Origin of the sequence: uncultured Tateyamaria sp. (assembly GCF_947496075.1) — a bacterium.
GTDB lineage: Bacteria > Pseudomonadota > Alphaproteobacteria > Rhodobacterales > Rhodobacteraceae > Tateyamaria.
Map to the genome: position 1 here is coordinate 338,680 of NZ_CANMBJ010000004.1, position 25,934 is coordinate 364,613.

Consider the following 25,934-nt stretch of genomic DNA (forward strand, 5'->3'; position numbering starts at 1 on the left):
AGGGGCCAGTCACGGTATAGGCCTGCCCCCATGCGCTTTCAAACCGAACTTGTGCCTGCCACCCTGATCCGCCGCTACAAACGCTTTCTGGCCGATTGCCGGTTGGAGGATGGGCGCGAAGTGGTGGCCCACTGCGCCAATCCCGGCTCGATGATGGGGCTGGCCGACCCAGGCATGCGGATCTGGCTGGAACCCAATGACGACCCGAAAAAGAAGCTGAAATTCGGCTGGCGCTTGGTTGAACATGAGAGCGGGCACTTCACCGGCGTGGACACATCTGTGCCCAACAAGGCCCTGCGCGCGGCCTTTGAGGCGCGCAAGGTGCCGGGTTTTGATGCGTACACAACGGTGCGGCCCGAGCAGAAATATGGCGAGGTCAGCCGGATCGACTTTCTCTTGCAGGGAGACGGGGTGCCGGATGCCTATGTCGAGGTGAAATCAGTGACCCTGTCCCGCCAGAATGGTTTGGCGGAGTTCCCCGATTCCGTCACCGCCCGTGGGGCGAAGCATTTGCAGGAACTGTCCCGCATGGCGGACGCCGGGCATCGGGCGGTGATGCTGTATCTGGTACAGCGCACAGATTGTGATCGCTTCGCCCTCGCCAGCGACATCGATCCGGGATATGCTGGTGCGTATGCGGCCGCATCCGGGGCGGGGGTGGAAACCCTGTGCCTTGGCTCCCATATTACGCCCGCCGGCGTACAATTGGGTGGGCCGTTGGCCGTGGTCATCTGACCCACTGGCCCTTATTGCCGCAGTGCAGTATGTTTGACAGGTGAACGCTATGGAGCGCGCTTTGGACCATGATACTCGTGGCCGTCTGACCAAGGACGGTATACGCATCTATGACCCTTCGGACTTTGCCGGGATGCACGCGGCAGGGCGGCTTGCGGCCGAGATTCTGGACGCGATGTCAGCCCACGTGTTTCCGGGCCAGACCACAGGTGCCATCGACAAGATCATTACCGACATGGTCGAGGCGGCGGGCGCGACCTCGGCCACAATCGGGTACAAGGGTTATCAGCACGCCAGCTGCATCAGTGTGAACCATGTTGTCTGCCACGGCATTCCCGGCGACAAGGTTCTGAAAGATGGCGACATTCTGAACATCGACGTAACGGTCATTGTCGATGGCTGGTACGGTGATACGAGCCGCATGTTCGTGGCGGGCAGACTGCCCCGCAAGGCCGAGCGCCTGATTGAAATCACTCATGACAGCCTGATGCGCGGGATCGAAGCGGTGAAGCCCGGCAACACCTTTGGCGACATTGGCTATGCCATCCAGAGCTTTGTCGAAAGCCACCGCATGTCCGTCGTGCGCGACTTCTGCGGGCACGGGCTGGGCCGCGTGTTTCATGCACCGCCCAACGTTCTGCACTATGGCCGTCCGGGGACGGGGGCCGTGCTTGAGCCCGGCATGTTCTTCACCATCGAACCTATGGTGAACCTTGGCCGTCCGGAGACCAAGACGCTGGCTGACGATTGGACTGCGGTGACCCGCGACAAATCCTTGTCGGCGCAGTTTGAGCATTCCGTGGGTGTGACCGAGGACGGGGCTGAGATCTTTACCCTGTCGCCGGCAGGCACATTTCACCCGACCTATGGTTAAGTGTAGGGCGGACGACACGTCCGCCTTACGAGTGGTGTAAGGGGCAGCTTGCTGCACTTGAGCGGCATCTGCATAGCGCGATGATAGCCACATCTGTAAGGCGCACCTCCGGTGCGCCGGGCGGAGGTCACCTCCGCCTTACTGCCTCTCAAGCAGCGTGACGTGTGTGCCCCCGAACCGCCGTTGGTCCAGCAGCACGTAACCCGCAGGCGCGGTCATCGGGGCGCTTTCTTCCCACACGATCACGGCCTCGGGCGCGCACCAGTCCCGAACCGCGTTCAACGCCTTCTCTCCCATCCCCTTGCCATATGGTGGGTCGAGGAAGACCAGATCAAACGGAGCGCCAGCCCAGGCCATGGGCCGCGTTGCATCGCCGCGCATCAGCTGCGCTTGGTGACCCGCCTCCAGCTTCTGGATGTTCTGCGTGATCAGCTTTTGTCCGACCCGGCCGTTTTCCACGAACACCGCTGCCTTCGCCCCGCGTGACAATGCTTCGAACCCCAGGGCGCCCGTCCCGGCAAATAGGTCCAGCACATGCGCCCCTTCGATCACCCCGCGATGGGTCAGCATGGAAAACAGGCTTTCGCGCACACGGTCGGGCGTTGGACGCAGATGCGCGCCCGGATCGCCCTTGCCCACGGTGGCCAAAGGCACACCGCGCCACCGGCCCGCGATGATCCTCACTTCAAGAGCGCCTTGAGATCACCATCGGGGTCTGCGACCACCGCCGGGTCCGCCGACTTACCAGCCTCGATCAGTCGTTTGCCGATCATGTAGGCGCGCGGGTCATTCGCCGCATCCACGGCCAGCAGCCTGTCACCCGCGTAGTACCAGAAGGACTTTGCTGCTCCTCCATCCCGCGTTACGACCCGGTCGTAACCGGTGTTCAGCCCGGCGATCTGCAGCTTCACGTCGTACTGATCGGACCAGAACCAGGGGCGTGCGACATAGTCCTTACCTGCCCCCATGATGTTTTCCGCCACGCATTCCGCCTGATCAATGGCGTTTGGCACGCTTTCCAGCCGGATGCGGTCACCGCGATAGGGGAAGGATGCGCAATCGCCCGCGGCCCAGACATGGGGCGCAGAGGTGCGGCCCTGGGCATCCGTGGCGATGCCATTGTCTATGGCAATCCCGGCCGCCTCCGCCAGGTCGCTGCCCGGGGAAATACCAACCCCCACGATCACAAGGTCCACATCCAGCGTGGTTCCGTCCGTCAACTCTGCCCCCGACACTGTCCCGTCGCCGATCAGCCGTGTCAGGCCGACGCCTTCGCGCAGGTCAACGCCGTGGCCCTTGTGCAGATCGCGGAAGTAGTCGCTGGTCTGGGGCGCCGCGACCCGTTGTAGGATGCGGTCCGCCATTTCGACCAGAACCACGTTCAGGCCAAGCTTGCAGCACACCGCTGCCGCCTCAAGCCCGATATAGCCGCCGCCGACGATCAATGCCGTCTTGCCCGCCTTGCACCACGGCGCCATCGTGTCCACGTCTGCAAGATCACGGACAGTAAACACACCTTCCAGATCACCACCGATGGACGCGGGCAGCCGCCGCGGAGCAGACCCGGTGGTCAGCACAAGGTCGGTATAATCCAACACCTCATCCCCAACCGTAACGGTCCGGGCTGCAGTATCGATCGCCGTCACGGTCTGCCCGGTGCGCAGATCGATTTTGTTGTCGGTGTAAAAGCTGTCGGGCCGCAGGAACATCCGCTCAAGCGGCATTTCACCCAGCAGGTAGGCCTTGGACAGGGGGGGGCGTTGATAGGGCAGCGCAGGTTCGGACCCGATCAGCGTCACGCGCCCTTCGAAGCCGCCATTGCGCAGTTTGGCGACGCAAGACGACCCTGCCTGCCCTGCTCCGATCACCACAACATGGCTCATGTGATTCACCTTTACCCTCGCCCTTTGCCGTAGCGCAGCCTATATCGCAGAAGAAGACAGACGCAATTCCAAGAAAGGCGCAAACAATGGCAATTTCTGTAGGCGACACGCTGCCCGACGCGACACTTGTTCACCTGGGCGATGAAGGCCCCGAACAGGTGCAATTGAGCGAGAAGACCAAGGGCCGCAAGGTTGTGATCTTTGCCCTGCCCGGTGCCTATACCGGCACGTGCAGCACCGCCCACGTGCCCAGCTTTATCCGGACCAAGGACGGTTTCGCCAGCAAGGGTGTGGACGAGGTGATCTGTGTCTCTGTCAACGACCCCTTCGTCATGGGCGCCTGGGGCGAGGCGACAGGTGCCACCAAGGCAGGCATAACAATGCTGGGCGATCCCGATGCGACTTTTACCAAGGCCATGGGCCGTGCATTCACAGCCCCGCCCGTGGGTCTTTACGATCGCTCAACCCGCTACGCGATGGTTGTCGAAGACGGCAAAGTGACCGTGCTGCAGGAAGAAGAGAATCCCGGCGTCTGCGACGTATCAGGCGGTGAGGCTCTGCTGGAAGCGATCTGAGCACGCGCCAAATCAACCTGACGCAAAAGGCCCCCGATCCGGGGGCCTTTTTTTCATTTGGATCACATTGGCCTCGCCCGCGCTACTCGACCAAGCTGTCCAGTTTGCGCGCCAGTTTCACGTCAAGCGGGCTCAGCCCACCCACGTCATGCGTGGTCAGGGTTACCTCGACCCGCTTGTAGACATTGAACCACTCCGGGTGGTGATCCCACTTTTCCGCCCAGATGGCCGCGCGGGTCATCCATCCAAACGCATCCACAAAATCAGCGAATTCAAAGGTCTTGTGGATCGCATCGCGCCCGTCGGTTACGGCCCATCCGGTGGCAAGCAACGGGTCCAGCAGCGTGCTCCGCGTCTCATCGCTCAGCTTTTCCATCATTCCTGTTCCTCGATCTGGACCTTTTTGAAAGGTCCGTAGTCCGTGAGGATTTCGATCTCCTCTTCCACCGCCTCACGTTCGGCTTCGAGGTAGCGGGCCACCGCGTCGGCAAAGCCCGGATCACCCAACCAGTGCAGGCTGTGGGTCTGCGTGGGCAAGTAGCCCCGTGCCAGCTTGTGTTCGCCCTGTGCCCCTGCCTCGACACGGGCCAGCCCGTGTTGGATGGCGATGTCGATGGCCTGATAGTAGCACAGCTCAAAATGTAAGCAGGGGTGATGCTCGATACATCCCCAATAGCGGCCAAAGAGCGTTTCCGCGCCTAAAAAATTGAGTGCGCCCGCAACATAGCGCCCGTCACGTTCGGCCAGCACCAGCGCCATGTCATCGGCCAACGTCTCCTGCGCGATGTCAAAGAAGCGGCGGGTCAGGTAAGGCGTGCCCCACTTGCGCGCGCCGGTGTCCTGGTAGAAGTGCCAGAATGCATCCCAGTGTTCAGGCCGCAGGTCATCACCCGTCAGCACGTGGATGGTGCCGCCGAACTCCTGCGCCCGCTGCCGCTCCTTGCGGATGTTCTTGCGCTTGCGACTGGAGAGCGAGGCGAGGAAATCGTCGAACGTGTCGTAGCCGTCGTTCAGCCAGTGGAACTGCTGCGTGGTCCGGGCCATCAGACCAAGGTCAGCCCCGAAATCCCGCTCAGTTTCCGTGCAAAAGGTCACGTGCAGCGAGCTGAGATTGTTGTTTTCCCCCAGTTGCACCGCGCCCGAGATTAGCCCGCGCATCCCCAGTTCGGGAAAGTCCGGGTGGGTCAGGAACCTCCGACCCGTTGCGGGCGTGTGGGGGACCGCGATTTGCAGCTTGGGATAGTACCGCCCGCCGGCCCGTTCGAACGCGTGCGCCCAATTGTGGTCAAAGATGTATTCGCCCTGGCTGTGGCTTTTGGCGTACATCGGTGCAAAGCCGATGGTCTGCCCAGCCGCCATTGCCTGCAGGTATTGCGGTTGCCAGCCTGTGCCGGGACCGACCGAATTGCTGTCCTCCAGCGCCTTGAGAAAGCGGTACGTGGTGAAAGGGTCGTTTGGCCTGCCACCGTTTGCAGCCTCGGGACAAGCGCAGGCATCCCATTCCGTTTCCGAGACGGCGGACAGGCTGGGCAACACACGGATTTCAATCTCTTGTTCGGACACGTGAGTCTTTCCTGGGGCCTTCCCCTGCACTTCGACCACTGAATGTGTGCCGCGCGCGGCGCGGTTCAACCAGGATGCGGGGCGAGGTAGCCTTCAAAGGTCACATTTTGTGCGACCTCGCGCGCTTGTGCTTCTTCCGCGAGCGACCGGATAGTCCAACAGAGGATATTGGCACCGGCATCTTTCAAGTCTGCGACACGTTGGCGGGCTAGGTCTGCCGCCTCGTGGCTGATGAAGGACGCGCCGACCCCGTCGAAATCCGGGATGCCGCGCAGGTGATCGCGTGTCGCTGCGTTCAAAGGCCAGTCATCGGCGGCGTAGGCACTGGTGACCAATCCGCGCGGGATGTCCGGGCACAGCGCGGCCATGCGCGACACGCTGTGCGGGTTGAAGGACATGAGGGCGACGGGTCCATCATAGCCATTCAATGCGGCAGCCGTTGCCTGCTCCAGCCGGCCAATGTCGTCGCCCATTGCGCCGTCCTGATCCTTGATCTCGATCAGCAACGGGACTTGGCCTGCCACGATCTCAAGCACTTCGGGCAGCGTCGGGATGCCTTCATCACCGCCTTTCAGAGGTGTCTGCCGAAGTGTCCCCGCGGGGACAACGCGCACAGGCCCGGTCCCTTCGGCCAAACGGTCGAGCGCATAGTCATGAAACACCATGGCCTGATTGTCGGCGCTGAGTTGCACGTCGATCTCGATCCCGTAGCCATGGTCGATGGCCGCGCGAATGGCGGCGCGGCTGTTTTCAGGGCGGCCATCTGTGACATCGTGCAGGGCGCGGTGCGCCAGTGGCGCATCTAAGAATGCATCGGGCAAACGAGGGATCATTTGATCTGAAAGATACCTTCGATCTCGACCGCCACGCCCAGCGGGAGAGCCGCGGCAGAGACAGCAGAACGGCTGTGGCGACCTGCATCACCCAGCGCTTCGACCAGGAAGTCCGACGCACCGTTGATGACTTTAGGCTGGTCCGTGAAATCGGCTGTCGAATTGACGAAGCCGGTCAACTTGATCACGCGCACAAGCCGGTCGATATCGCCACCGCATGCCGCCTTGACCTGTGCCAGGAGGCTGATGGCGCAGGTTTTTGCTGCTGCCGCCCCGGCCTCGACGTCCATGTCGGCGCCGAGCTTGCCCAGGATCAGGCCATCCAGTCCGTTCGAGATCTGACCAGAGACATAGACGATGTCGCCCACCTGCACGAACGGCACGTAATTGGCAGCGGGTGCGGGGGCGTCTGGTAGGGTCACGCCCAGCTCGGACAAGCGGGATTCGATGGACATGGGATGTCTCCTTTGATCGGTTTGCGCGGACGCTAGACCGCCCGCGCTGCCGTGAAAAGGCCCGATGTCAGGATTCGCGGAACGCGCGGTTGAAGTAGTCCGCCATCGGCTTGATCAGGTAAGCCAGCGGCGACCGGTCGGCCGTGCGAATAAACGCCTCGACCGGCATGCCGGGAACCAGCACCTGTCCCTCGGCCAGCTTGTCGATTTCTCCGGGGCTCAGCACAATTTCGGCCCGGTAGTAGCTGGCGCCGACATTCTCGTCCTCGAACGCATCCGCAGATACCAGCGCAACCTCACCCACCAGTTCAGGCGTGGTGCGTTGGTCGAGCGCTGAGAACCGCAGGTTCACCGACTGCCCCGTCACGATCTGGTCGATGTGAATCGGGTCCACCCGTGCAGCGATGACAAGTGGGCGGTCTTGTGGGATCAGGAACAGGACCGGATCGGCGGCCCGCACGACCGAGCGTGGTGTCTGCACCCGCATGTTGTAGACAATGCCGGATACGGGCGCGCGGATCTCCATCCGTTCGATATCGGTCAGCAAGGCCAGCCGCTGTTCGATCAACTCCAATTCGCGCGTGCGCAGGTCGCGCAATTGGGTGATGGCCTCTTCGCGCCGCCCGGACGTCAGGCGCAGCACTTCGATTTCGATCTCGGTGATACGTTGTTCGGATTGGGCTTTGGACGCCGCAAGCTCACCCAATTGCCCTTCAAGCGAGGCCTGTTGTCGTTGCAAAGCCAGAACGCCAGAGGCTTGTGCTAGCCCCCGCTCCAGCAGGCTTTGCTGCGCCTCGAGTTCCTGTTCAATCAAGTCAAGTTGCCGGGCCAGCGACACCTCTTGTGCCTCGATCCCCTTGATCTGATTGCGGGTTTGCGCCGCGCGTTCTGCGAGCTGTTCGGATTGGTTATCAATGGACTCGCGCCGGGCGTAGAAGAGGTTTTCCTGCCCAGTCACCAATTCTTGTACGTCTGGCCAAGTGGCCGCGACCTCCAACAACTTGGACTCGAACGTGATCTCGTCCTTGTCGTCCCGTTCGGCTTCAAGCCGCCCGCGGCGGGCCATGAATTCGTACAGCTGCCCTTCGACGATGGCCTGGCTGGAGCGCATCTGTTTGACGTCGAGCTGAACCAACAGGTCACCCGCTTCGACGCTGTCGCCCTCTTTCACTTCGATCTTGGACACGATGCCGCCGGTCGAATGCTGTATAACCTGCCTGTTCTGGTCGACTTCGATCCGGCCTGACGCAATCACAGCCCCTGCGATTTCCGTCAGGGTTGCCCACGCAACCAGACCGCCCAAAAGACCAAACAGACCGAAGAAGCCAATGACCAGCGGCTTGGTTGCAGACCAGCGTTTGTTGCTCATGATACCCCTCCTGCGCCCGCGGGCGCGCGCTGGATCTGTTCGTGGTTCTTGACCATGGATTTCAACACTTCGTCCTTGGGTCCGAAGGCCGTGCGCACGCCGCCGTCAATGACCAGCAGCAGGTCGCATTCCTGAATGGCGGCGGGCCTGTGTGCCATGATGATGACGGACCGCCCGTCGGCCTTGGACGTGCGAATGGCCTGGTTCAGCGCCATGGTCCCCTCGTTGTCGAGGTTCGAGTTGGGTTCATCCAGAACAAGGATCACCGGATCGTCGTATAACGCCCGTGCGAGGCCGATGCGCTGTATCTGCCCGCCCGAAAGCCGCTGTTGGCCTGCGTCGATCCGTGTATCGTAGCCATCCGGCAGTTCGAGGATCATCTCGTGCGCGTCCGCCTTTTGCGCGGCGGCCACAACTTTTTTATCATCGGGCGACGTCGAGAGCCGCGCGATGTTTTCGGCAATCGTGCCGTCAAACAACTGAACCCGCTGCGGCAGGTAGCCGATATGCATGCCCAGAACGTCAGGGGCATATTGATCAAGCGCCGCGGCATCCAGACGGATAGACCCGCCTGCGGGGCGCCACACGCCAGTGAGGCAGCGGGCAAGCGTGGACTTGCCTGCCCCTGACGGGCCGATCACGCCCATGGCGTGCCCCGGCGGTAGATCGAAATTGAGGCCGCGCAGGGCCGCGGACTTTTCGCCGGGTGGCACCACTGTCAGGCTTTTGGCCACAAGTCGGGCCTTGGGTTTTGGCAATTCGGTTCGTGTTGGTTCAGGGCCGACTGCCCCCAGCAACTCGGCCAGTGCGCCCCACCCTTTGATCGCGCGTTGCACAACGGGCCACTGGGTCAGCATCAATTCGATAGGCGCGAGCGCCCGGCCCAAAAGGATGGAACCCGCAATCATCGCACCGGGCGTCATTTCATTTTGGAGAACCAGATAAGCCCCCACCCCAAGCATCGCGCTTTGCAAAAACAGACGCAACGTCTTGGTCAACGAGGTAAAGCCCCCTCCGATATCCGTCGCCTTGATTTGTTCATCAAGGGCAGCGCCGCGCGCCTTTTGCCACCGGTCAAAGGCCGAGTCGCGCATGCCCATGGCCTGCACCATCTCTGCTTCAATCCGAAGCTGGTCCGACATCGAAGCCGCCACCTGCCCCGCCTGCCCGGCGCGCAACTGCGGCAGACGCGACAAGAGTTGGTTGGCCAGCGCAATAAGAATCAACACGGCGCCACCGCCCAGCGCCAAAAACCCCAAGACAGGATGGAAAATAAAAATTGCACCGATGAAAATTGGCGTCCACGGCAAATCAAAAAACGCCATCAACACGGGCGACGTGATAAATCGCTGAACCCCTTCGAGGTCTGCAAGGCCCGTCTGCGTGCGTAAGTCCGGCGCAACAGCAGATTTGCGGACCACCGCATCGAACACCCTGCGATCCAGGTCGTTCTGAAAACGTGCCCCCACCCGCGCCATGATCCGACCGCGCGTGAAGTCGAGAATGCCCATCACACCGTACAGAAAGACCACCAGAAGCGACAAAGCGATCAATGTTTCTTCGCTTCTGCTGCCCAGCACACGATCATAGACCTGCAGCATGTACATTGGTCCGGTCAGCATCAGCAGGTTGGCAAACAGGCTGAATAGCCCGACAGCCCAATATAGGCCCCTGCTCTTGCGGCGCGCCGCGTACAGCTCTGCCTGTCCTCTTTTCGTCAGTTCACTTTGCATCGGCACCATTTCGCTTGTTCACTGCTCGACTTTGTTTTCTTGACACGATGGCGTATTTTGCCTGTCACGCAAGTGCCACATGTACAAGGTTACCCAAGTGGCGCTATGGGCATTTAGAATAACTGCATTAATTACATGCCAAGAATATCCAACGGAGATTTGCATTGTCTCTTTTTTGTCGCGCTCGGCGCGCAGCCCTTCTTCTCATCGCCGTCGGATCGCTGGCGGCCTGTGCTACGTCGGACCAACGGCCCGCGCAACCTGATGGCGTCTTCGATCCGTATGAGGCGCAAAACCGCCGGGTTCACGCATTCAACCGTGGCCTTGACCGTGCCGTGGTGCGTCCAGCAGCCGTAGGTTACTCGACCGTGCTGCCAGACGAAATTGAGGACAGCATCAGCCACTTTGCCAAGAATCTTGGCGAGCCTTCAGTCGTGGTGAACAGCCTGCTGCAGGGTGACGCCCGTGGGGCTGGCATTTCGACCGTGCGGTTCCTGACGAACTCGGTTCTGGGCATCTTTGGTCTGTTTGACGTGGCAAGCGACTTCCAAATTCCGCAGCACGACACCGACTTCGGCGAAACGCTTTATGTCTGGGGCGTGGGCGAAGGCGCTTACATTGAGCTTCCGCTTCTTGGTCCGTCGACTACGCGAAACACGACCGGCAAGGTTGTTGACCTGTTCACCAACCCCCTGAGCTACATGGTCGAAAGCCCTGAACAGTATTATGGCACCGTCGCGGCGGCGGCTTCTGGCCTATCCCGCCGTGGCCGGTTTTCAGACACGGTCGATTCGATCCTATATGAAAGCGCTGACAGTTACGCGCAGGCACGCCTGATCTGGTTGCAGAACCGCCGCTTTCAGTTGGGCGATACGGGAACTGCAGCCGCGATTGACCCGTTTGCCTTGGATACAGAGGGTTTTTAGTATGATGATGTATCGACGCCAATTCATTGCCGCAGCGACCAGCGCTGCCGCAGTTCTTCCCGCCGTGCCCGCCTTTGCCCTGAACGAAGCCAGTGCAGAGCGGCTGATCAATTCGCTTGTCGGCGACATCAACAATGTCATCGCCTCAGGCAAAGGCGAGAATGCGATGTTCCGCGATTTTGAACGCATCTTTGCCAAGTACAGCGACACATCCTACATCGCGGCCTACGCCATGGGTGTGGATGGCCGCCGCGCCAGCAACGGGCAGAAACGGGCATTTTCGAAGGCGTTTCAGGGCTATATTTCGCGCAAATATGGCCGCCGCTTTCGTGAATTCATCGGCGGTCGCCTGGAAGTCAGAGGCGTGCGGCAGGTCAAGAATTGGTTCGAAGTCGAAACCACGGCTTTTCTGCGTGGCGAGTCCCCGTTTGCGGTGACCTTCCACGTATCGGACAGATCCGGCCGCGACCTGTTCTTCAACATGTTCATCGAAGGTGTGAACCTGCTGTTGACCGAGCGCACCGAGATTGGCGCACTGATCGACCGCAATGGCGGCGACATCGACGCCATGATCTCGGATCTGAGCAAGCTAAGCTAGCAGGCTCCAAGCAGAACAACCAAGTACAGGCTCTGCTGCATGCGGGGCCTTTTTTTGTTCACTTCCGCCCTCAGGCTTCTTCATCGTCTTAGCGTGAACGGCCACCGCCCAGAATATCGCGCACCAGCATCTCGATCAGACCTTCGGTCGTGCGCGGCACTTCCTGTTGTCGCGGGGCAGGTTGTGGTGCAGGCGCAGGGGCGGCCTGCCGCTTTGCACGTTCCGGCACTTGCAGCGGCAAGGGGCTAGCTGGCACGCCTTCGTGTATTCTTACCATCGTTTCGCGCCAGATCTCGGCAGGCAACCCGCCCCCGGTTACACCGGTCAGGGGTGTATTGTCGTCATAGCCCATCCAGACACCAGCAACGTAGTCTGCTGTGAACCCGACAAACCAGGCATCTCGTGCCGCTTGCGTTGTCCCCGTCTTGCCCGCGATTTCACGAGCACCGAACTGCGCGCGCTGGCCTGTTCCTTCACTGACAACCTTTTCCATCATCCAGATCAGCTCTCTCGCCGCCCCTTCCCGGATCACACGTTCACCGATGCCGCCGCCGGTGCCCATCAAAGGCTCGTCATCGCCCTGCAGGCGCAGGTCGATCAGACCGTAGGGTGTCACCGAGGACCCGCCATTCAGAATGCCGGCATAGGCACCGGTCATGTCCAGAAGCGTGCTTTCCGACGCGCCAAGGGCCAAAGCAGGTCCGTCGGCCATATTCCCATCGATACCAAAGTCGCGCGCAACGCGGCGGACGAGGTCCCGGCCCACGCTTTCAGAGACTTTGACCGCCGGGATGTTCAGCGATTCCGCCAGAGCCTTGGTCAAGGTTACGCGACCTGAATAAGTGTTGGTGTAGTTGCGTGGGGACCAGCGACCCGATCCGGGGATGTCGAGGGTCAGTGGGTCATCATCCACAAAATCGAGCGGGGAGTATCCCAATTCCAGCGCCACTGCATAGACAAACGGCTTGAAGGCCGATCCGGTTTGCCGTTGCGCCTGGATCGCACGGTTGAAAACGCCTGCAACCCGCGTTTCACGCCCACCGACCATGGCACGCACGGCTCCATCCGCGCTCATCACCACGATCGCGGCCTGGGCTTTGGATCCTTCTCGGACCTTGGTTTCGAACACCTCTTTCAGCGCGTCTTCGGCAGCGCTTTGCAAGCGTTGATCCAGCGTAGTGCGGATGATCACGTCTTCGGTCGTGTTGCGGGTGAAGAATTCCGGGCCGGTCGACATGACCCAATCCGCAAAGTAGCCGCCGGCCTTGCGCCGCGCTGCGGGCGACAGGTTTGCAGGGTTCTGTTGCCACTTGGCAACCTCGGCGTCCGACAGATAGCCTTGTTCACCCATCAAGCGCAGGACGGTTGCCGCCCGCTCTTGCGAGCGCTGCAGGTTGGATGTGGGAGCCATGCGCGAGGGCGCAGTCAAAAGACCAGCAATCATCGCCCCTTCGGACGGGTTCAGATCAGTTGCGGGCTTTCCAAAATACCGCTGCGCAGCCGCTTCGGCCCCATAGGCCCCGCCGCCCATGTAGGCGCGGTTGAGGTAGATCGACAGGATCTCATTCTTGGAGTACTTCGCCTCCATCGCCATGGCGTAGATGGCTTCCTTGGCCTTGCGTTGGAGCGAGCCACGGCGACAGTCAGAGACGTAAGCTGCTTCGGACTCCCATTCGCTTGGCTCGTATTCAACGCCTAGGCACAGCAACTTGGCTGTCTGCTGGGTGATGGTTGAACCACCGTGGCCCTGCAGCGGGCCGCGCCCCTCGCGCAAGTTAATGCGCACGGCACTGGCCACACCGCGCGGACTGACGCCGAAATGCCGGTAGAACCGCTTGTCTTCGGTGGCGACCACCGCATTCTTCAGGCCCGGCGCCACGGTGCCAGCCATGACCGCCCCACCGAATTGATCGCCGCGCCATGCAAACCGGTCGCCTTCGCGATCCAGCAATGTGACCGATCCACGTGCCCGCCCATCCAACAGTTCATTCGCATCCGGCAGCGTGGTCCAGAAATAGCCAACGGCCAGCGCGACGACCGCTGTGACCGTCAGCCCAACACGCCAGGTGATCCACCAGATCAATCGCATCATCCAGCGGAACAAGCGGACAAAGATGTTGCGCTGAGGCTTCTTAGGCGCTGCCCTGCGGCGCTTGGCGGGCGCCTTACGCGCGGGCTTCTTGGCCGCTTTTTTTGGATAGCGGCGATCAGCCACCAAAGGGCGTTTGCCCTTTCTTGAATCACTCATGCTTGACCCCTGCCCGGCCTTATGTTTCCAGCAGTGTATCCCGTTTCAATCGCTTTGCCACGCCCCTTGATGGCGCAGGTACGGGATTCCTTACCGTCCATTTTTTAAGCATCTGCGAGAGATTGCGCATTTTTTATGCACAACACGGCGCCGCGCGCAGGCTTTACTCGGCCGAAATCTTTGCCCTGTCCACTCGATGCTCTCTCTTCCCCGCATATCGCAGGGCAACCTGCCAATCAAAGGGGACATGTGGTGAAACTCATCATTGCTACGATCAAGCCGTTCAAGCTGGAAGAGGTTCGCGAAGCGCTGACCGAAGCCGGTGTGCGCGGCATGATGGTTACGGAAATCAAGGGCTTCGGTTCGCAATCGGGCCACACGGAAATCTATCGCGGTGCCGAATACGCGGTGAACTTCGTGCCCAAGGTCAAGATCGAGATCGTGGTCGCCGCCGCCATGGCTGACCAGATCGTCGAGACCATCACCAAAACCGCCCAGACGGGCAAGATCGGGGACGGCAAGATCTTTGTTCTCGACGTCCAGCAGGCCGTGCGCGTTCGCACCGGCGAAACGAACGAAGACGCCATCTGAGCGCCAGCCATAGGAAGAACACGGACAATGAAACTTACGAAATCTCTGATTGCCGGTGCCGCGCTGACCGCGCTGCCGACGTTGGCGCTGGCGCAGGACGCCGCCCCGGGCTTTGACGAAATCGGCCCCTACATCATGACCACCCTGCTGTTCTGCATGGCTGGTTTCCTTGTCTTCTTCATGGCGGCAGGTTTTGCCATGCTTGAAGGCGGTCTGGTGCGTTCCAAGAACGTGACCATGCAGATGACCAAGAACATCGGCTTGTTCTCGATTGCAGCCATCATGTACTGGCTCGTCGGATTCAACACGATGTATCCTGGCGAGTTCAACGGCTACTTCGCCATCGGCGGCCAGACTGTCCTTGACCCCGTGGGCGTCGCGGCAGCGGACGCCGCGCTGGATTATGCATCTGTCGGTTCCGACTTCTTCTTCCAACTGGTGTTTGTCGCAGCCACTGCGTCCATCGTCTCTGGTGTCTTGGCCGAACGCATCAAACTGTGGCCCTTCCTGATCTTTGTCGTTGTTTTGACAGGGTTTATGTACCCGATCTCCGGTTCCTGGAAATGGGGCGCTGGTTGGCTTGACGCTGCCGGCTTCCAAGACTTTGCCGGCTCGACGGTCGTGCACTCCGTGGGTGGCTGGGCTGCTCTGGCTGGTGCCATCGTGCTGGGTCCACGTCTGGGCAAGTACAAGGACGGCAAGGTCAATCCGATGCCCGGTTCGAACCTCGCCCTTGCCACTTTGGGGACGTTTATTCTGTGGCTGGGTTGGTTCGGTTTCAACGGTGGTTCGCAACTGGCGATGGGCACCGTGGGTGACGTTTCCGACGTGAGCCGCATCTTTGCCAACACCAACATGGCCGCCGCCGCCGGTGCTGTGACTGCCCTGATCCTGACTCAGGTTCTGTACAAGAAGCCTGACCTGACCATGGTGCTGAACGGCGCGCTGGCCGGTCTGGTATCCATCACGGCAGAACCGCTTGCACCCACCCTGTTCGGTGCGCTGTGGATCGGTGCCATCGGTGGTGTGATCGTGGTCTTTACCGTGCCGCTTCTGGACAAGTTCAAGATCGACGACGTGGTTGGTGCGATCCCGGTTCACCTGTTTGCCGGTATCTGGGGCACCATCGCCGTTGTCTTCTACAACAGCGATGCGAACCTTGGCACGCAGCTGCTGGGCATCATCGCATACGGTGTGTTCACCTTTGTCGCTTCGCTGATCGTGTGGTTCATCCTCAAGGCAGTCATCGGTATCCGTGTCGGCGAAGAGGAAGAAATCAACGGTCTCGACATGTCGGAACTGGGCATGGAAGCGTATCCGGATTTCTCGAAAGGCTGAGACTCCTTCCTCTCAGTTAGAGAACCGACTGACCGGGCGTTCGCGCCCGGTCTTTTTCATTTGTAAAAGGTACGTACGAGGCGTTAACCGAGGTTGCGCGCCCCCCATCGGTCGGCGTTTGCCCCGTCAAAACTGCACATTTTCAGGCTGAAACTACGTGTTTTGCAGCGCACGATTTGGGTGGATTGCGGTGTGGAATCTGGAAACTGCGCATTTTGAGGCCGAAACTGCACAGAATGACCCGGCGCACGGGCGGGGCGTAGTTAACGCAACAGGTTTCGCCTGAAATTTGTGCGCCGCTTTTGAATGGTTAAGTGACATGCGCGGGTCGCTGCAGGTCAGGCGCATGTCTGCTCAAACCCGATTTTGCGATGCCGTGGCCCGAACCGATGACGCGGGCAGAAGTCGGGCAGGTGTACCCCCTATCCAAAAAACCACTCACCGACACATCGCATCAAATCGGCCTCGGATGACGCCACATCAACCGCCAAGGCAAAGAGGTCATTCTGATGGCATTCCGCCTGCACGCGATCCGTAAACATCGCATCCCGAGCCAGCAGGTTGGCAAGGGCGCGTTCCGGATCGCTCGTCCGGTTCGGTATGTCCCATGTGGAGCCACGCGCGTCGAAGGCCTGACGGCGGAAGGCCGGTGTCGGCAAGAGCCACACCGCGTGGCGACCGTCAGAAAGCAGCGGCGCAACCAGGCGAGGCAAGAGGCGGAAGCCCTCTGCAATCACCGGCGTGTCTCGGGGTAGAGCAAGCAGGTCTTGCACGATGAGCTCAAAGCCCTCGCCTGCGAACCAGTGAAAGCTGTCCAGCATGTCCCGGGGCGATCGGTTCACCCAACGGTCATCCATGTTCATTCGTTTGAATGCGTCGAGACGGGGGCATATCGCAGCCCGGCAACGGGCGGCGTGATCCTGCGTGGTGTCGTCGCTGGAATAAAGGTGGGCGCCGTGGGTCTGTGCCAAGCGCTTGGCGATGGTTGTCTTACCGGCACCGCTGCCCCCGCCCAGCCAGCGGACATGGGACAGTGCAGTGCGAAGTTGATCAGGAGAGTCCGGAGCAGGCATTGTGGGTTCGTATCAGGAATGACCAATGTGTGGCTGCCCGCACGATGACGAAGCTGGACACAAGCTGATTTCTGCGCACAGTACGCGAGGTCCAGCCCAAGTGTCTTTGGGCCAGCATGTCTGCGTTACAATTCGGGGAACCGGTTTGGAGGGCCTTTGAGCCCAAAATGACATGATTATGAACTGCATGGTCCCAATCAAGCAGGTTCAAAGAGCTCGACCATATTGCCGGACGGATCGGAACACAGAATTTGCTTGCCGCCAGGTCCAGCAACGATCTCGTTCCGGAATACAACTCCTTGCTCTCTAAGTTTCGTTGAAAGCTCCTCCAGCTTTCCGACGGAAATAACGATACGACTCCAACCACCAGGTACTGGTTGCGACCCATCTGGCATAGGCTTTGACGCTGAAGCCGGAGGTCCTGCCAGCCAAAGATCAAGGTCTCCTTTGTTCAGTATTGCCATAGCAGGGCCGTACTGCTCAATAAGGGTGAAATCCAGCAGACCGGTATAGAAGTCTACGGCCGCCTGAACGTCATGCACGATATATCGAAACTGCGCCATTCTGCTAACTCCTCTTCGGTGCATTGAACTGTAGGGCAATTGTTCAATGTCGACAAAGTCCCGCACTGCGGCAGCACCGCAGAACTGTCTTGCAGCCGATGCAGCGTTCAAATTCAGGCGTGTGGACGCGGTATAGAAACACGTTGCGGGAAAACGCCGGCCTTTGTCGAAAACGGGCCCAGCACAGCAGGCCCGTTCTGCGGCATTGTCAGATCATGCGCCTTTGTGTTGGCCTGTTTGAACCCACCTCAGACCCCGGCCTTGACGATGGCTTCGGCGAGGATCGGCACCGTTTCGGCGTTTAGCCCCGCGATGTTCATGCGGCTGTCGCCGACCATGTAGATGCCTGAGTCTTCGCGCATCTTGACCACCAGTTCGGGCGACGCGCCAAGGCGTGAGAACATGCCGCGGTGCTGGGCGAGGAAGCCGAAGCGGTTCGAGCCGGAACGTGTCTCAAGCTCTTTGGCGAGCTGTTCGCGCAGGGACAGCATGCCGAGGCGCATGTCTTCGAGTTCCGTCATCCAGTCGGTGCGTAGGGCGTCGTCATTCAGGATCATCGTCACCAGACGTGCGCCGTGGTCGGGCGGGAAGCTGTAGTTCTGACGGTTGAGGAAGCTCAGCGTGCCTTGGGCAATCGCCTTGTCCGTGCCATTCGCGACCAGCATCAGGATGCCGGTGCGTTCGCGGTAGATCCCGAAATTCTTGGAACAGCTGGCTGCGATCAGGCATTCGGGTACAGCCGCTGCAACAGCGCGTGTACCGGCTGCGTCCACATCCAGACCGTCGCCAAACCCCTGGTAGGCGATATCGATCATCGGGGTCGCGCCGGTATCTTGCAGGACGTTGATCACCTCATCCCATTGCGGGCCGGTCAGGTTGGCGCCCGTCGGGTTGTGGCAGCAGCCGTGCAGCAGGATCACATCGCCCTTTTTCGCAGTTTTGAGGTCGGCGATCATACCGTCGAAATCGACACCACGCGTTTCGTCATCGAAATAGCGGTACATCACTTTCTCCATGCCAAGGTAGTCGAGGATGGACAGGTGGTTCGGCCAGGTCGGGTTCGACACGAAGATACGTGCGTCGGCATTGGCCATGCGGATCAGTTCAAACGCCTGCCGCACGGCACCCGTCCCGCCGGGTGTTGCCACCGAGTTGACCGAGCTGCGCGGCACGGTGGTGCCCAGCACGAGGTTCACCATGGCGTCGTTGAAGTCAGGCGCACCGGCGAGGCCGACATAGCTTTTGGTGTCTTCGACTTCCCACAGCTTTTGCTCTGCCGCCTTGATCGCGCGCATCACGGGGGTGTTGCCTGTCGCGTCCTTGTAGACGCCGACGCCAAGGTCGACCTTGGCGTCGCGCGGGTCCTCGCGATACATCTGCATCAGCATCAGGATGCCGTCGGGTTTCTGCGCAGTCAGGTGTTCGAACATCAGACGTCTCCGGTTGCGACGGGGACCATGGGCGACATGCCCCATTCGGCCCAGCTTCCGTCATAGAGGGACCAACTGTCATGCCCCATACGCTCAAGCGCGAGGGCGAGGATGGCTGCGGTGATCCCGGAGCCGCAGGTGGTGATGATGGGTTTGTTCAGATCGACGCCCGCGTTTTCAAAAACGGCGCGCGTTTCGGTGGGGGATTTCAGTGTTTTGTCACCGTTGAGCAGCGTGTCATAGGGCAAATTGCGCGAGCCCGGGACATGCCCGGACCGCACACCTTCGCGCGGCTCTGGCGCCTCGCCCCTAAAACGTGCCGCGGCGCGGGCATCCACGACCTGGGTCGAGCCCAGCTTGGACGCCTGGCTGACCTGCGTGACATCCCGCACAAGGTGGTTCTGGAACCGCGCCGTCAGGTGCCGGTCCTTGATGACGGGACCAATGTCTTCGATTGGGCGCCCTTCGGCCTGCCATTTCGGCAAACCACCATCCAGCACGGCCACATCGCGATGCCCCATCAGCCGGAACAGCCACCAGACGCGCGGCGCGCTCAGAATACCAGCACCGTCATAGACAACGACCTGGTGTCCGTCGCCCACGCCCATGGCCCGCATGCGCGACATGAACTTTTCCGGCGGGGGGGCCATATGCGGCAGGTCTGAGCGGGCATCGCTGATTTCGTCAATGTCAAAGAAGCGCGCGCCGGGGATATGGGCCGCCTCGTATTCGGCCCGGGCGTCGCGACCTGCATCCGGCAGATACCACGACGCATCCAGCACCCGCAGGTCGGGATCCTTGAGATGCGCTGCCAACCAATCGGTCGATACAAGCGTCTTTGGATCGTCAGACATGGGTGAGTCCCTCCGGGCGGTCAAAAACGCCTTTGACTAACGCCGGAGGGACCAGATTGGCAAGGCCTGCGCGTCAGCGACCGAGTTGCTGGCGCAAGGCCCCCACGATGGCCAGAACAGCGCCACCACCGATGCCACCACCGGCAACCTGTTGCAGGATGCCTGCCAGATCCATGCCACCGCTGGCATCGCCGCCCAGCATCGACAGGACCGTGCCGCCGATGCCGCCGCCAACGATGCCGCTGAGCGAGTTGACCAGAACCCCCTGATTGAGGTTTTTGAGCATACCGCCGGCGGCATTGCCGCCAATGGCACCGGAAATCAGGCCAATAATGAGTTCCATGTGTTCCCTTCCCTGCGGGGGTCTTATCCAGGTCCGACCCGCACCCCCTTTGCGCACCGGCGGCACGGGGATAGCGCAGTTTCGCTGGACCACATCAGGGGAAAGCACAGCCAGTTTTCCCATGGCTGAACGGAAACGTATGGCGTTACCCGCGTTCCTTGAGCAGGCGCTGCTTCTGGCGATTCCAGTCGCGCTTGGCCGAAGTGTCGCGCTTGTCGTGCAGCTTCTTGCCCTTGGCGATGCCGATCTTCAGCTTCGCGCGGCCCTTGTGGTTGAAGTAGAGCACGATGGGCACCAGCGTCATCCCCTTGCGCTGCGTGGCGTTCCAGAGGTTCGACAGTTCCTTGCGGCTGACCAGCAGCTTTCGGGGGCGGCGTTCTTCGTGCTTGAACGATTTGGCCTGGTCATAGGGCGCGATGTAGCTGTTGATCAGCCACAATTCCCCATTGTCCACATGGGCATAGCTTTCGGCAATGTTGGCACCACCGGCGCGCAAGGACTTGACCTCGGACCCTTCAAGCACGATGCCGCATTCGAGATCATCCTCGATTGCGTAATCAAAGCGGGCCCGCCGATTTTCGGCGGCCACCTTGTAATTGGGGTCTGATTTACCTTGAGCCATGGGCGATGGATGTAGGGGGTTGGCCGGGTGCAGGCAAGGGCTCTGCAGGAGTTCATGGAATCTTGGGATTTGGGCGAATAAGCTGCGCGGCGGGGAAAGAAACGGAGAATTGGTATGCGGGTCTGGATGGTGCTGGCGGCATTTGCCGCCCTGTTGGGCTGTGCCGAACCTGTCCCATCCTCAGGTGCGGCCCGGATCATCGCCACGGGTGACAGTCTGCTGGCATGGAACGCGGCGTCCAACCGATCCGTCGTGTCGGCTTTGGAAAAGCGGTTGAGGGCCACAGTTGTGGATAGGTCCGTCGTTGGCGCACGCTATCACTATGTACTGCCTATCAGCGGCAGCCTGGGCCTGCGGATCGGCAGCCAATACGCCGTCGGTCGCTGGGATTGGGCGATCATGAATGGCGGCGGCAACGATCTGTGGCTGGGCTGCGGGTGCCGCAAATGCGACGCCCAGCTGAACAGGCTGATCAGCGCGGACGGCACGAGCGGCACCGTAGTGGATATGGTGCGCCGGGCGCGGGCCGATGGCGCGCGGGTTATTTATGTCGGCTACCTGCGGACCCCGGGCCAACCGTCGATGATCGATCACTGCCGCGATATAGGTGATGCCTATGAGGCGCGGCTGGCACGGATGGCCGAGGGTGACGCAGGCGTTACCTTTGTCTCGATCGCAGATCTGGTGCCGCATGGCGATCTGAGCTTTCACGCAGCGGACCGCATTCATCCCTCCCCCAAGGGCAGCGCGGCCATCGCGGCCCGGATTGCGGCCGTGATGCGGTAAGGCGCACGTGTCGTGCGCCCGCCCGGGCTGGGTCAGGGCGGGCGCGATAGATCAGGAAAACACCTGCTTCAGCACGGGAATACGCGACAGGATCAGCCAGTCCAGCAACAGAACGGTCAACAGCGTGATCCCGGCCATCGGAAAGGCCAGCGAGATGGCAAGCCCCACAAGCACGGCCCCCTGCCAAAGCGGCATATCGCGTGGCAGCGCGGGCGCGGCCAGTCGCAACCCGCCGGGGCGCCGTTTCCACCACATCACCACGCCCGAGACACACAACAGCAGGACGGACAAGCAGATCAGGGTGTTGGCCAGCACGCTCCACAGGCCCAGCGTGCCCATGTGCAGAGCGATGCCCACGGCCATGGCCTTGCCCGCCAGCGAGTAGTCGGCGAACTGCACATCGGCGAGGATTTTGCCTGTGTACTGGTCGATATGCGTGGTCCGGTCCGCCATGGGGTTTTCGCTGTCATTGCTCATGCTGTCGCGCGACAGGGTCCAGACACCATCCGCACCGCTTGGCAGGTTCAGCTGATACCGCGCGTCGAACCCGATCTGGCGGGCCAGCATGTCCACTGTGTCGAGCGTCACGGGCGTCCCTTCGGGCATTCCCGTGATACCGGCCTGGCTGCCGGAGGCCGGCATGGGCGTCTGCTCCAACGCCCAAGGCACTTCCTTGGGGCCATGGTTCATTGAGGCGTGGATGTCGTCCGACAAGGGCACGTTGTCCCATTTCTCGGCTGGGAACTGGCTCCAGGCCTGGACCATCTTTTCGCCCCAGACGCCTGCCCAGGCGAGGCCGGAGATCAGGAAAAACACTAGAAACATCGAGATCCAGATGCCGAAAACGCCATGCAGGGATTTCCAGGTGGCCCGTCCGCGCCCGAAGGATGGGACAAGCGCCGCGCGCCAGCCGGCGCCACGGGGCCACCACATGTAGAGGCCCGTGGCGATCAGCACCATGCCGAGCGACGCGGCAATCTCGATCATGCGGTCGCCGGTGACGCCCAAAAGCAAAGTGCCATGCACATTGTCGGCAAAGTCATACCAGCCCGAGCGGCGCGGGAAGGTTTCAAGCACTGCCCCGGTATAGGGGTCGATGGCCACCATGGTGGCTGCGTCTTCGGCGTCCACGCGGAAGATGGCGGCGCGGTCGTCACTGCGGGGCGCCACGTATTGGCGTAGCGCGCCGCCGGGTATTGCAGCAACGGCTGCGTCGGCCTGTTGGGAAACGGCCAGCGCTGCATCTTGCGGGATCACTGGAATGCGGTCGCCGTCGCGCCCGTCAACAAAGGCGATCCAGAGCATTGCCATGCCGGTGATAGCGAGTATCGCAAAGAAGGGAATCACGTAGAGACCGGCATAGAAATGCCAGCGCCATGCTGCGCGATAGAGTTTGGAGGACGCGGTTGCGTCTTGCGCCTGTTCAGGCGTCTGGGTTGGGTCGAGAGAGACCATTGGAAAAATTCCTCTGTCAGATCAATGTGTTGGATTGGGTCTGTCAGAGGTGTGCGGGCGGCCCCCTTGGCCGGGTGCGGTCGGGGCGCAGCTGCGCAAGCGCTTGCGAGACGCGGGTCAGTTTCGGCGTGAAGGCAGAGATTTGGGCTGCGTGTGCCGGGAAGTCGATGGCGGGCGCACGGTCAAGCGTCGCTTGCCCGGCCCAGTCGCAGAGCTGGTGCTGTGCCTCGACCGGGTTGCCATCAGCATCAAGCGTGACCGTCGTTGTATCCAGCCCGGTACAAATTACCATCGTGATTGTCCCCGCCTGCGCCTCGGGCATGGTGCCAGGGGCGATGAGCGAAAACAGCATGAAAAGCAGTGTGATCGCGGCGCGAAGGCCGACCCGGGCCAGCGAGATCAGGTTGTTGAAAGGGCGCGCGCTCATGCGCACCGCTTATAGAGCAGTCTGTTCAAAGCCTACACGCAAAACTGTCGCAGTCATCGACGGCAGTGCTGTCCAGCGCTCAAAACCGGAAATCTACCGCCCGTCAGTCGCCAAGCTTCTTGTGCACTTCGTCGAGGTCAATCTCGCCTATGGGCATCTTGTTGGACGGATCCTCGAAATCGTATTTGAACACTTCGAAATCGCGTTTGTAGATCTCGTAGACCAGATGCATCGACAGATCGTCGAAGTAATCCTCGACCGGGTGAGCGCGTTTTGGGCCATGCCCTTCGCTTTCGTTGAAGCGGGGGATGTCGGCGATGTTCACGCTGTTGGGCGTGTCGATGGCCTGCATGACCTCTTCCATGCCCTCGTTGAACTTCTCGGTCCAGATGATCTTGTCATACTTCCCGCCGTTCACGATGAAGGTGCTGACATGGCCCGACATGGCGGACCAGTGAATGTCAGGCTCCATCGGGCGGCGCCAGCGGATCGTGTCCCGGGCAAAGAGCAGAAAACGGCGGAACGACTGGATCTGGTCAAACTCCTGCTTGCCATCATCGCCCCCGACCTCGATCCCGTATTTCTGGATCAGGAGCGGGACGAGGTTGCCGCGATAGCGTTTGCCGTTGCGCTGGATGCCGCAGATCTTGTCAAAGAAGGACGACAGGATGCGGGTGTAGGGGTTGCGTACGCAGGTGAAGGCGTAGGAACCATGGGATTTCACGTTGTCGGTGATGATCGGCTGGCTCGCCTCAAGCGCCCATTTGTGCATGCCGCCTTGGGCATCGTGAATGTCGCCATCAAAGAATTCGCCGTGATCCGAGTAGAACATAATCTGCCCGATGGTCGAGCAGGCGCATTTCGGCACCACGCGATACACAACACTTTCGCTTTCCGTCATCCAGGTCCCTGGGAACCCCATACCACTTGCCCTTTTTACCTGCTGCGATCCTTGCCGCCCGCGTTGTGGCGCAAAAAAGCAAATAAATCCTGTTTATTCAATCTCTCCTTAGCTTTATCACCGTAAACAATCGCACGCTAAGAGGCAGTAAAGTTTCCTGAATGGCAAAAATCGCCTACATCCTGCTGTGTCACAAGGACCCGGAGGCCATCATCAAGCAGGCCGAACGCCTGACGGCTGCGGGCGACTATATGGCGATCCACTTTGATGCCCGCGCGAGCGGTGTGGCGTTTGCCAAGATTCGCGCGGCCCTCAAGGACAATCCCAACGTGGCCTTTGCCAACCGCCGAATCAAATGCGGGTGGGGAGAATGGAGCCTTGTCCAAGCCACGCTTTATGCCGTTGAAAGCGCTGTTGAGGCGTTTCCCCGCGCGACCCATTTCTACATGCTGTCCGGCGATTGCATGGCGATCAAGTCCGCCCAGTACACCCACCGCTTCCTTGATGACAACGACGCCGATTTTATCGAGAGCTTCGACTATTTCGAGAGCGACTGGATCAAGACCGGGATGAAGGAAGAGCGGTTGATCTACCGCCACTTCTTTAACGAGCGCACGCAGAAATGGCGGTTCTATACCAGCTACCATTTACAGCAACGCTTTGGGATCAAACGTGAAATTCCGGCCGACATACAGGTACAGATCGGCAGCCAGTGGTGGTGTCTGCGGCGTCGGACTATCGAATGGGTCCTGGACTTCGCCCGCCAACGCAAGGACGTGATGCGGTTCTTCCGGACCACGTGGATCCCGGACGAGACGTTCTTTCAGACCATCGTGCGCCATGTGGTGCCGGAGGACGAGATTCGCACGCGGACGCTGACCTTCCTGATGTTCACGGATTATGGCATGCCGGTGACATTCTATGACGATCACTATGACCTGCTGCTGAGCCAGGATTTTCTGTTTGCCCGCAAGATCAGCCCGGAAGCGCGGGATCTGAAACGCCGCCTTGGCCTGCTGTACGCGGCGGAGAATGTGCAGTTCCAGATTTCGAACGAAGGGGCGAGCCTGTTCAAGTTCCTGACCGGACGGGGCCGGATCGGGCGCCGTTTTGCGACCCGGTTCTGGGAAACCGAAAGCACCTTGGGGCGCAATCGCGAGCTGCTGATCATCGTCTGCAAGAAGTGGCACGTCGCCAAGAGGCTGCTCGAACGCATCCGGGTGACAACCAACGTTCCTGCGATCGAGTATCTATTCAACGAAGAGCATACGCCCCTGCCCGATCTTGGTGGCATCCAGACGACCTTGGAAAAGCGCACGCGCCACAGGCGTGCGTTGATGCGGATGCTGTTTGACTATTTTGACACTGATCGCCTGATTGTATGCATGGATCCGGGCAACCTGGACCTGTTGCAGGACTTTGCGGGCGATCGGTCAATCACGCGGATGCTGGAAGTTCAGTGCGCTTTTTCCGATGACTACCTGATTGGGCATGCCATGCGTGTGGGGCTTGCCGGAGAACAGACAAGCACGGAAACCCTGGAACGATTGTTGCCCACGATCCGCAACGATATGACGTTCGAGTCTGATCGCATCCGCGATGCAAATTTCGAACACTTGGATCGGATCCAGGAAATTGCGGATCTGGATGACAACGCGTCTGCACTGTCTCACTTTTTGAGCGTCCCGCCTGAGAAGGCGCGCGAGATCGCGTCTGTCGACTACCTGTTTTCGGACTAGTTTGCGGCTTTGCGGTCGCA

Annotated in this window: 27 protein-coding genes; 9 read left to right on the forward strand and 18 right to left on the reverse strand. The window is 60.5% G+C overall.

Features of this window, described 5'->3' with window-relative positions:
• The first annotated feature begins 30 nt into the window (after positions 1–30).
• Positions 31–735: a DNA/RNA nuclease SfsA gene (gene sfsA / locus Q1A51_RS14110; RefSeq protein ID WP_299599981.1), complete on the forward strand. Its 705-nt coding sequence runs from the start codon at positions 31–33 to the stop codon at positions 733–735.
• A gap of 49 nt (positions 736–784) precedes the next feature.
• Positions 785–1,609 (forward strand): type I methionyl aminopeptidase, encoded by an 825-nt coding sequence (map, locus tag Q1A51_RS14115; protein WP_299599982.1) that lies wholly within the window; start codon positions 785–787, stop codon positions 1,607–1,609.
• A 138-nt stretch (positions 1,610–1,747) separates the two neighbouring features.
• On the opposite strand, the gene rsmD is transcribed toward map, so the two are convergent.
• On the reverse strand, positions 1,748–2,293 hold the full coding sequence (gene rsmD / locus Q1A51_RS14120) for a 16S rRNA (guanine(966)-N(2))-methyltransferase RsmD (protein ID WP_299599983.1): 546 nt from the start codon (positions 2,291–2,293) through the stop codon (positions 1,748–1,750).
• Complete coding sequence (locus tag Q1A51_RS14125) at positions 2,290–3,492, reverse strand: FAD-dependent oxidoreductase (protein WP_299599984.1); 1,203 nt, start codon at positions 3,490–3,492, stop codon at positions 2,290–2,292. Before Q1A51_RS14125 ends, rsmD begins: the two co-directional genes overlap by 4 nt.
• Positions 3,493–3,578: 86 nt before the next feature.
• Here Q1A51_RS14125 and Q1A51_RS14130 point away from each other — a divergent pair, with 86 nt between their 5' ends.
• A complete protein-coding gene (locus Q1A51_RS14130; RefSeq protein ID WP_299599985.1) occupies positions 3,579–4,067 on the forward strand; it encodes a peroxiredoxin in 489 nt (162 codons plus the stop codon).
• An 82-nt stretch (positions 4,068–4,149) separates the two neighbouring features.
• On the opposite strand, the gene Q1A51_RS14135 is transcribed toward Q1A51_RS14130, so the two are convergent.
• From Q1A51_RS14135 to Q1A51_RS14160, 6 genes are all read right to left on the reverse strand, one after another.
• Positions 4,150–4,446: a 4a-hydroxytetrahydrobiopterin dehydratase gene (locus tag Q1A51_RS14135; protein ID WP_299599986.1), complete on the reverse strand. Its 297-nt coding sequence runs from the start codon at positions 4,444–4,446 to the stop codon at positions 4,150–4,152.
• Entirely contained in the window at positions 4,443–5,630 is a 1,188-nt protein-coding gene (locus Q1A51_RS14140) for a GNAT family N-acetyltransferase (RefSeq protein ID WP_299599987.1), read from the reverse strand. Before Q1A51_RS14140 ends, Q1A51_RS14135 begins: the two co-directional genes overlap by 4 nt.
• 65 nt (positions 5,631–5,695) lie before the next feature.
• Positions 5,696–6,463: a glycerophosphodiester phosphodiesterase family protein gene (locus Q1A51_RS14145; RefSeq protein WP_299599988.1), complete on the reverse strand. Its 768-nt coding sequence runs from the start codon at positions 6,461–6,463 to the stop codon at positions 5,696–5,698.
• Positions 6,460–6,918, reverse strand: a complete 459-nt coding sequence (locus Q1A51_RS14150; RefSeq protein ID WP_299599989.1) for a RidA family protein — start codon at positions 6,916–6,918, stop codon at positions 6,460–6,462. The genes Q1A51_RS14145 and Q1A51_RS14150 overlap by 4 nt, the downstream gene beginning before the upstream one ends.
• Positions 6,919–6,985: 67 nt before the next feature.
• Complete coding sequence (locus Q1A51_RS14155) at positions 6,986–8,287, reverse strand: HlyD family type I secretion periplasmic adaptor subunit (protein WP_299599990.1); 1,302 nt, start codon at positions 8,285–8,287, stop codon at positions 6,986–6,988.
• Positions 8,284–10,020 carry a type I secretion system permease/ATPase gene (locus Q1A51_RS14160; protein WP_299207786.1) on the reverse strand — a complete coding sequence of 579 codons (1,737 nt, stop codon included), beginning with the start codon at positions 10,018–10,020 and terminating at the stop codon, positions 8,284–8,286. Before Q1A51_RS14160 ends, Q1A51_RS14155 begins: the two co-directional genes overlap by 4 nt.
• 164 nt (positions 10,021–10,184) lie before the next feature.
• Between Q1A51_RS14160 and Q1A51_RS14165 the strand changes: the two genes are divergently transcribed.
• Both Q1A51_RS14165 and Q1A51_RS14170 read left to right on the forward strand, forming a co-directional pair.
• Complete coding sequence (locus Q1A51_RS14165; protein WP_299599991.1) at positions 10,185–10,946, forward strand: VacJ family lipoprotein; 762 nt, start codon at positions 10,185–10,187, stop codon at positions 10,944–10,946.
• Positions 10,947–10,953: 7 nt separating this feature from the next.
• Positions 10,954–11,544, forward strand: coding sequence for a phospholipid-binding protein MlaC (locus Q1A51_RS14170; RefSeq protein ID WP_299601109.1), 591 nt, complete (start codon positions 10,954–10,956; stop codon positions 11,542–11,544).
• A gap of 88 nt (positions 11,545–11,632) precedes the next feature.
• Here Q1A51_RS14170 and Q1A51_RS14175 read toward each other — a convergent pair whose 3' ends face one another.
• Positions 11,633–13,792, reverse strand: coding sequence for a transglycosylase domain-containing protein (locus Q1A51_RS14175; protein WP_299599992.1), 2,160 nt, complete (start codon positions 13,790–13,792; stop codon positions 11,633–11,635).
• 252 nt (positions 13,793–14,044) lie between these two features.
• On the opposite strand from Q1A51_RS14175, the gene Q1A51_RS14180 reads away from it, so the two are divergent.
• Positions 14,045–14,383 carry a P-II family nitrogen regulator gene (locus Q1A51_RS14180; protein ID WP_299207794.1) on the forward strand — a complete coding sequence of 113 codons (339 nt, stop codon included), beginning with the start codon at positions 14,045–14,047 and terminating at the stop codon, positions 14,381–14,383.
• Positions 14,384–14,410: 27 nt separating this feature from the next.
• Positions 14,411–15,721 (forward strand): ammonium transporter, encoded by a 1,311-nt coding sequence (locus Q1A51_RS14185; RefSeq protein WP_299599993.1) that lies wholly within the window; start codon positions 14,411–14,413, stop codon positions 15,719–15,721.
• Positions 15,722–16,143: 422 nt separating this feature from the next.
• On the opposite strand, the gene Q1A51_RS14190 is transcribed toward Q1A51_RS14185, so the two are convergent.
• The 6 genes from Q1A51_RS14190 to smpB form a co-directional block, all read right to left on the reverse strand.
• Complete coding sequence (locus Q1A51_RS14190; protein WP_299599994.1) at positions 16,144–16,794, reverse strand: hypothetical protein; 651 nt, start codon at positions 16,792–16,794, stop codon at positions 16,144–16,146.
• 197 nt (positions 16,795–16,991) lie between these two features.
• On the reverse strand, positions 16,992–17,357 hold the full coding sequence (locus tag Q1A51_RS14195; RefSeq protein WP_299599995.1) for a VOC family protein: 366 nt from the start codon (positions 17,355–17,357) through the stop codon (positions 16,992–16,994).
• Positions 17,358–17,605: 248 nt separating this feature from the next.
• Entirely contained in the window at positions 17,606–18,787 is a 1,182-nt protein-coding gene (locus Q1A51_RS14200) for an amino acid aminotransferase (protein WP_299599996.1), read from the reverse strand.
• Positions 18,787–19,641, reverse strand: coding sequence for a 3-mercaptopyruvate sulfurtransferase (gene sseA, locus Q1A51_RS14205; RefSeq protein ID WP_299599997.1), 855 nt, complete (start codon positions 19,639–19,641; stop codon positions 18,787–18,789). Before sseA ends, Q1A51_RS14200 begins: the two co-directional genes overlap by 1 nt.
• A gap of 73 nt (positions 19,642–19,714) precedes the next feature.
• Positions 19,715–19,984: a hypothetical protein gene (locus Q1A51_RS14210; RefSeq protein WP_299599998.1), complete on the reverse strand. Its 270-nt coding sequence runs from the start codon at positions 19,982–19,984 to the stop codon at positions 19,715–19,717.
• Between the two features lie 145 nt (positions 19,985–20,129).
• Positions 20,130–20,606 carry an SsrA-binding protein SmpB gene (gene smpB / locus Q1A51_RS14215; RefSeq protein WP_299207814.1) on the reverse strand — a complete coding sequence of 159 codons (477 nt, stop codon included), beginning with the start codon at positions 20,604–20,606 and terminating at the stop codon, positions 20,130–20,132.
• A gap of 114 nt (positions 20,607–20,720) precedes the next feature.
• Here smpB and Q1A51_RS14220 point away from each other — a divergent pair, with 114 nt between their 5' ends.
• Positions 20,721–21,392: an SGNH/GDSL hydrolase family protein gene (locus Q1A51_RS14220; RefSeq protein WP_299599999.1), complete on the forward strand. Its 672-nt coding sequence runs from the start codon at positions 20,721–20,723 to the stop codon at positions 21,390–21,392.
• 51 nt (positions 21,393–21,443) lie between these two features.
• Here Q1A51_RS14220 and Q1A51_RS14225 read toward each other — a convergent pair whose 3' ends face one another.
• From Q1A51_RS14225 to Q1A51_RS14235, 3 genes are all read right to left on the reverse strand, one after another.
• Positions 21,444–22,847 carry a PepSY domain-containing protein gene (locus Q1A51_RS14225; protein ID WP_299600000.1) on the reverse strand — a complete coding sequence of 468 codons (1,404 nt, stop codon included), beginning with the start codon at positions 22,845–22,847 and terminating at the stop codon, positions 21,444–21,446.
• A 43-nt stretch (positions 22,848–22,890) separates the two neighbouring features.
• Complete coding sequence (locus tag Q1A51_RS14230) at positions 22,891–23,274, reverse strand: hypothetical protein (RefSeq protein WP_299600001.1); 384 nt, start codon at positions 23,272–23,274, stop codon at positions 22,891–22,893.
• A gap of 103 nt (positions 23,275–23,377) precedes the next feature.
• A complete protein-coding gene (locus tag Q1A51_RS14235; protein WP_299600002.1) occupies positions 23,378–24,196 on the reverse strand; it encodes a sulfotransferase family protein in 819 nt (272 codons plus the stop codon).
• Between the two features lie 140 nt (positions 24,197–24,336).
• Between Q1A51_RS14235 and Q1A51_RS14240 the strand changes: the two genes are divergently transcribed.
• A complete protein-coding gene (locus Q1A51_RS14240) occupies positions 24,337–25,914 on the forward strand; it encodes a DUF5928 domain-containing protein (protein WP_299600003.1) in 1,578 nt (525 codons plus the stop codon).
• The last annotated feature ends 20 nt before the right edge of the window (positions 25,915–25,934 follow it).

What these genes read in the sequence shown, in the direction of transcription:
- Q1A51_RS14185 (WP_299599993.1), top strand. Translation starts at nt 14,411, where the DNA reads ATGAAACTTACGAAATCTCTGATTGCCGGTGCCGCGCTGACCGCGCTG.
- Q1A51_RS14225 (WP_299600000.1), bottom strand. Translation starts at nt 22,847, where the DNA reads ATGGTCTCTCTCGACCCAACCCAGACGCCTGAACAGGCGCAAGACGCA.
- Q1A51_RS14190 (WP_299599994.1), bottom strand. Translation starts at nt 16,794, where the DNA reads ATGCCTGCTCCGGACTCTCCTGATCAACTTCGCACTGCACTGTCCCAT.
- sseA (WP_299599997.1), bottom strand. Translation starts at nt 19,641, where the DNA reads ATGTCTGACGATCCAAAGACGCTTGTATCGACCGATTGGTTGGCAGCG.
- Q1A51_RS14170 (WP_299601109.1), top strand. Translation starts at nt 10,954, where the DNA reads ATGTATCGACGCCAATTCATTGCCGCAGCGACCAGCGCTGCCGCAGTT.
- Q1A51_RS14130 (WP_299599985.1), top strand. Translation starts at nt 3,579, where the DNA reads ATGGCAATTTCTGTAGGCGACACGCTGCCCGACGCGACACTTGTTCAC.
- Q1A51_RS14200 (WP_299599996.1), bottom strand. Translation starts at nt 18,787, where the DNA reads ATGTTCGAACACCTGACTGCGCAGAAACCCGACGGCATCCTGATGCTG.
- Q1A51_RS14220 (WP_299599999.1), top strand. Translation starts at nt 20,721, where the DNA reads ATGCGGGTCTGGATGGTGCTGGCGGCATTTGCCGCCCTGTTGGGCTGT.
- Q1A51_RS14150 (WP_299599989.1), bottom strand. Translation starts at nt 6,918, where the DNA reads ATGTCCATCGAATCCCGCTTGTCCGAGCTGGGCGTGACCCTACCAGAC.
- Q1A51_RS14175 (WP_299599992.1), bottom strand. Translation starts at nt 13,792, where the DNA reads ATGAGTGATTCAAGAAAGGGCAAACGCCCTTTGGTGGCTGATCGCCGC.
- sfsA (WP_299599981.1), top strand. Translation starts at nt 31, where the DNA reads ATGCGCTTTCAAACCGAACTTGTGCCTGCCACCCTGATCCGCCGCTAC.
- smpB (WP_299207814.1), bottom strand. Translation starts at nt 20,606, where the DNA reads ATGGCTCAAGGTAAATCAGACCCCAATTACAAGGTGGCCGCCGAAAAT.
- Q1A51_RS14230 (WP_299600001.1), bottom strand. Translation starts at nt 23,274, where the DNA reads ATGAGCGCGCGCCCTTTCAACAACCTGATCTCGCTGGCCCGGGTCGGC.
- Q1A51_RS14210 (WP_299599998.1), bottom strand. Translation starts at nt 19,984, where the DNA reads ATGGAACTCATTATTGGCCTGATTTCCGGTGCCATTGGCGGCAATGCC.
- map (WP_299599982.1), top strand. Translation starts at nt 785, where the DNA reads ATGGAGCGCGCTTTGGACCATGATACTCGTGGCCGTCTGACCAAGGAC.
- Q1A51_RS14125 (WP_299599984.1), bottom strand. Translation starts at nt 3,492, where the DNA reads ATGAGCCATGTTGTGGTGATCGGAGCAGGGCAGGCAGGGTCGTCTTGC.
- Q1A51_RS14135 (WP_299599986.1), bottom strand. Translation starts at nt 4,446, where the DNA reads ATGATGGAAAAGCTGAGCGATGAGACGCGGAGCACGCTGCTGGACCCG.
- Q1A51_RS14160 (WP_299207786.1), bottom strand. Translation starts at nt 10,020, where the DNA reads ATGCAAAGTGAACTGACGAAAAGAGGACAGGCAGAGCTGTACGCGGCG.
- Q1A51_RS14235 (WP_299600002.1), bottom strand. Translation starts at nt 24,196, where the DNA reads ATGGGGTTCCCAGGGACCTGGATGACGGAAAGCGAAAGTGTTGTGTAT.
- Q1A51_RS14155 (WP_299599990.1), bottom strand. Translation starts at nt 8,287, where the DNA reads ATGAGCAACAAACGCTGGTCTGCAACCAAGCCGCTGGTCATTGGCTTC.
- Q1A51_RS14240 (WP_299600003.1), top strand. Translation starts at nt 24,337, where the DNA reads ATGGCAAAAATCGCCTACATCCTGCTGTGTCACAAGGACCCGGAGGCC.
- Q1A51_RS14195 (WP_299599995.1), bottom strand. Translation starts at nt 17,357, where the DNA reads ATGGCGCAGTTTCGATATATCGTGCATGACGTTCAGGCGGCCGTAGAC.
- Q1A51_RS14145 (WP_299599988.1), bottom strand. Translation starts at nt 6,463, where the DNA reads ATGATCCCTCGTTTGCCCGATGCATTCTTAGATGCGCCACTGGCGCAC.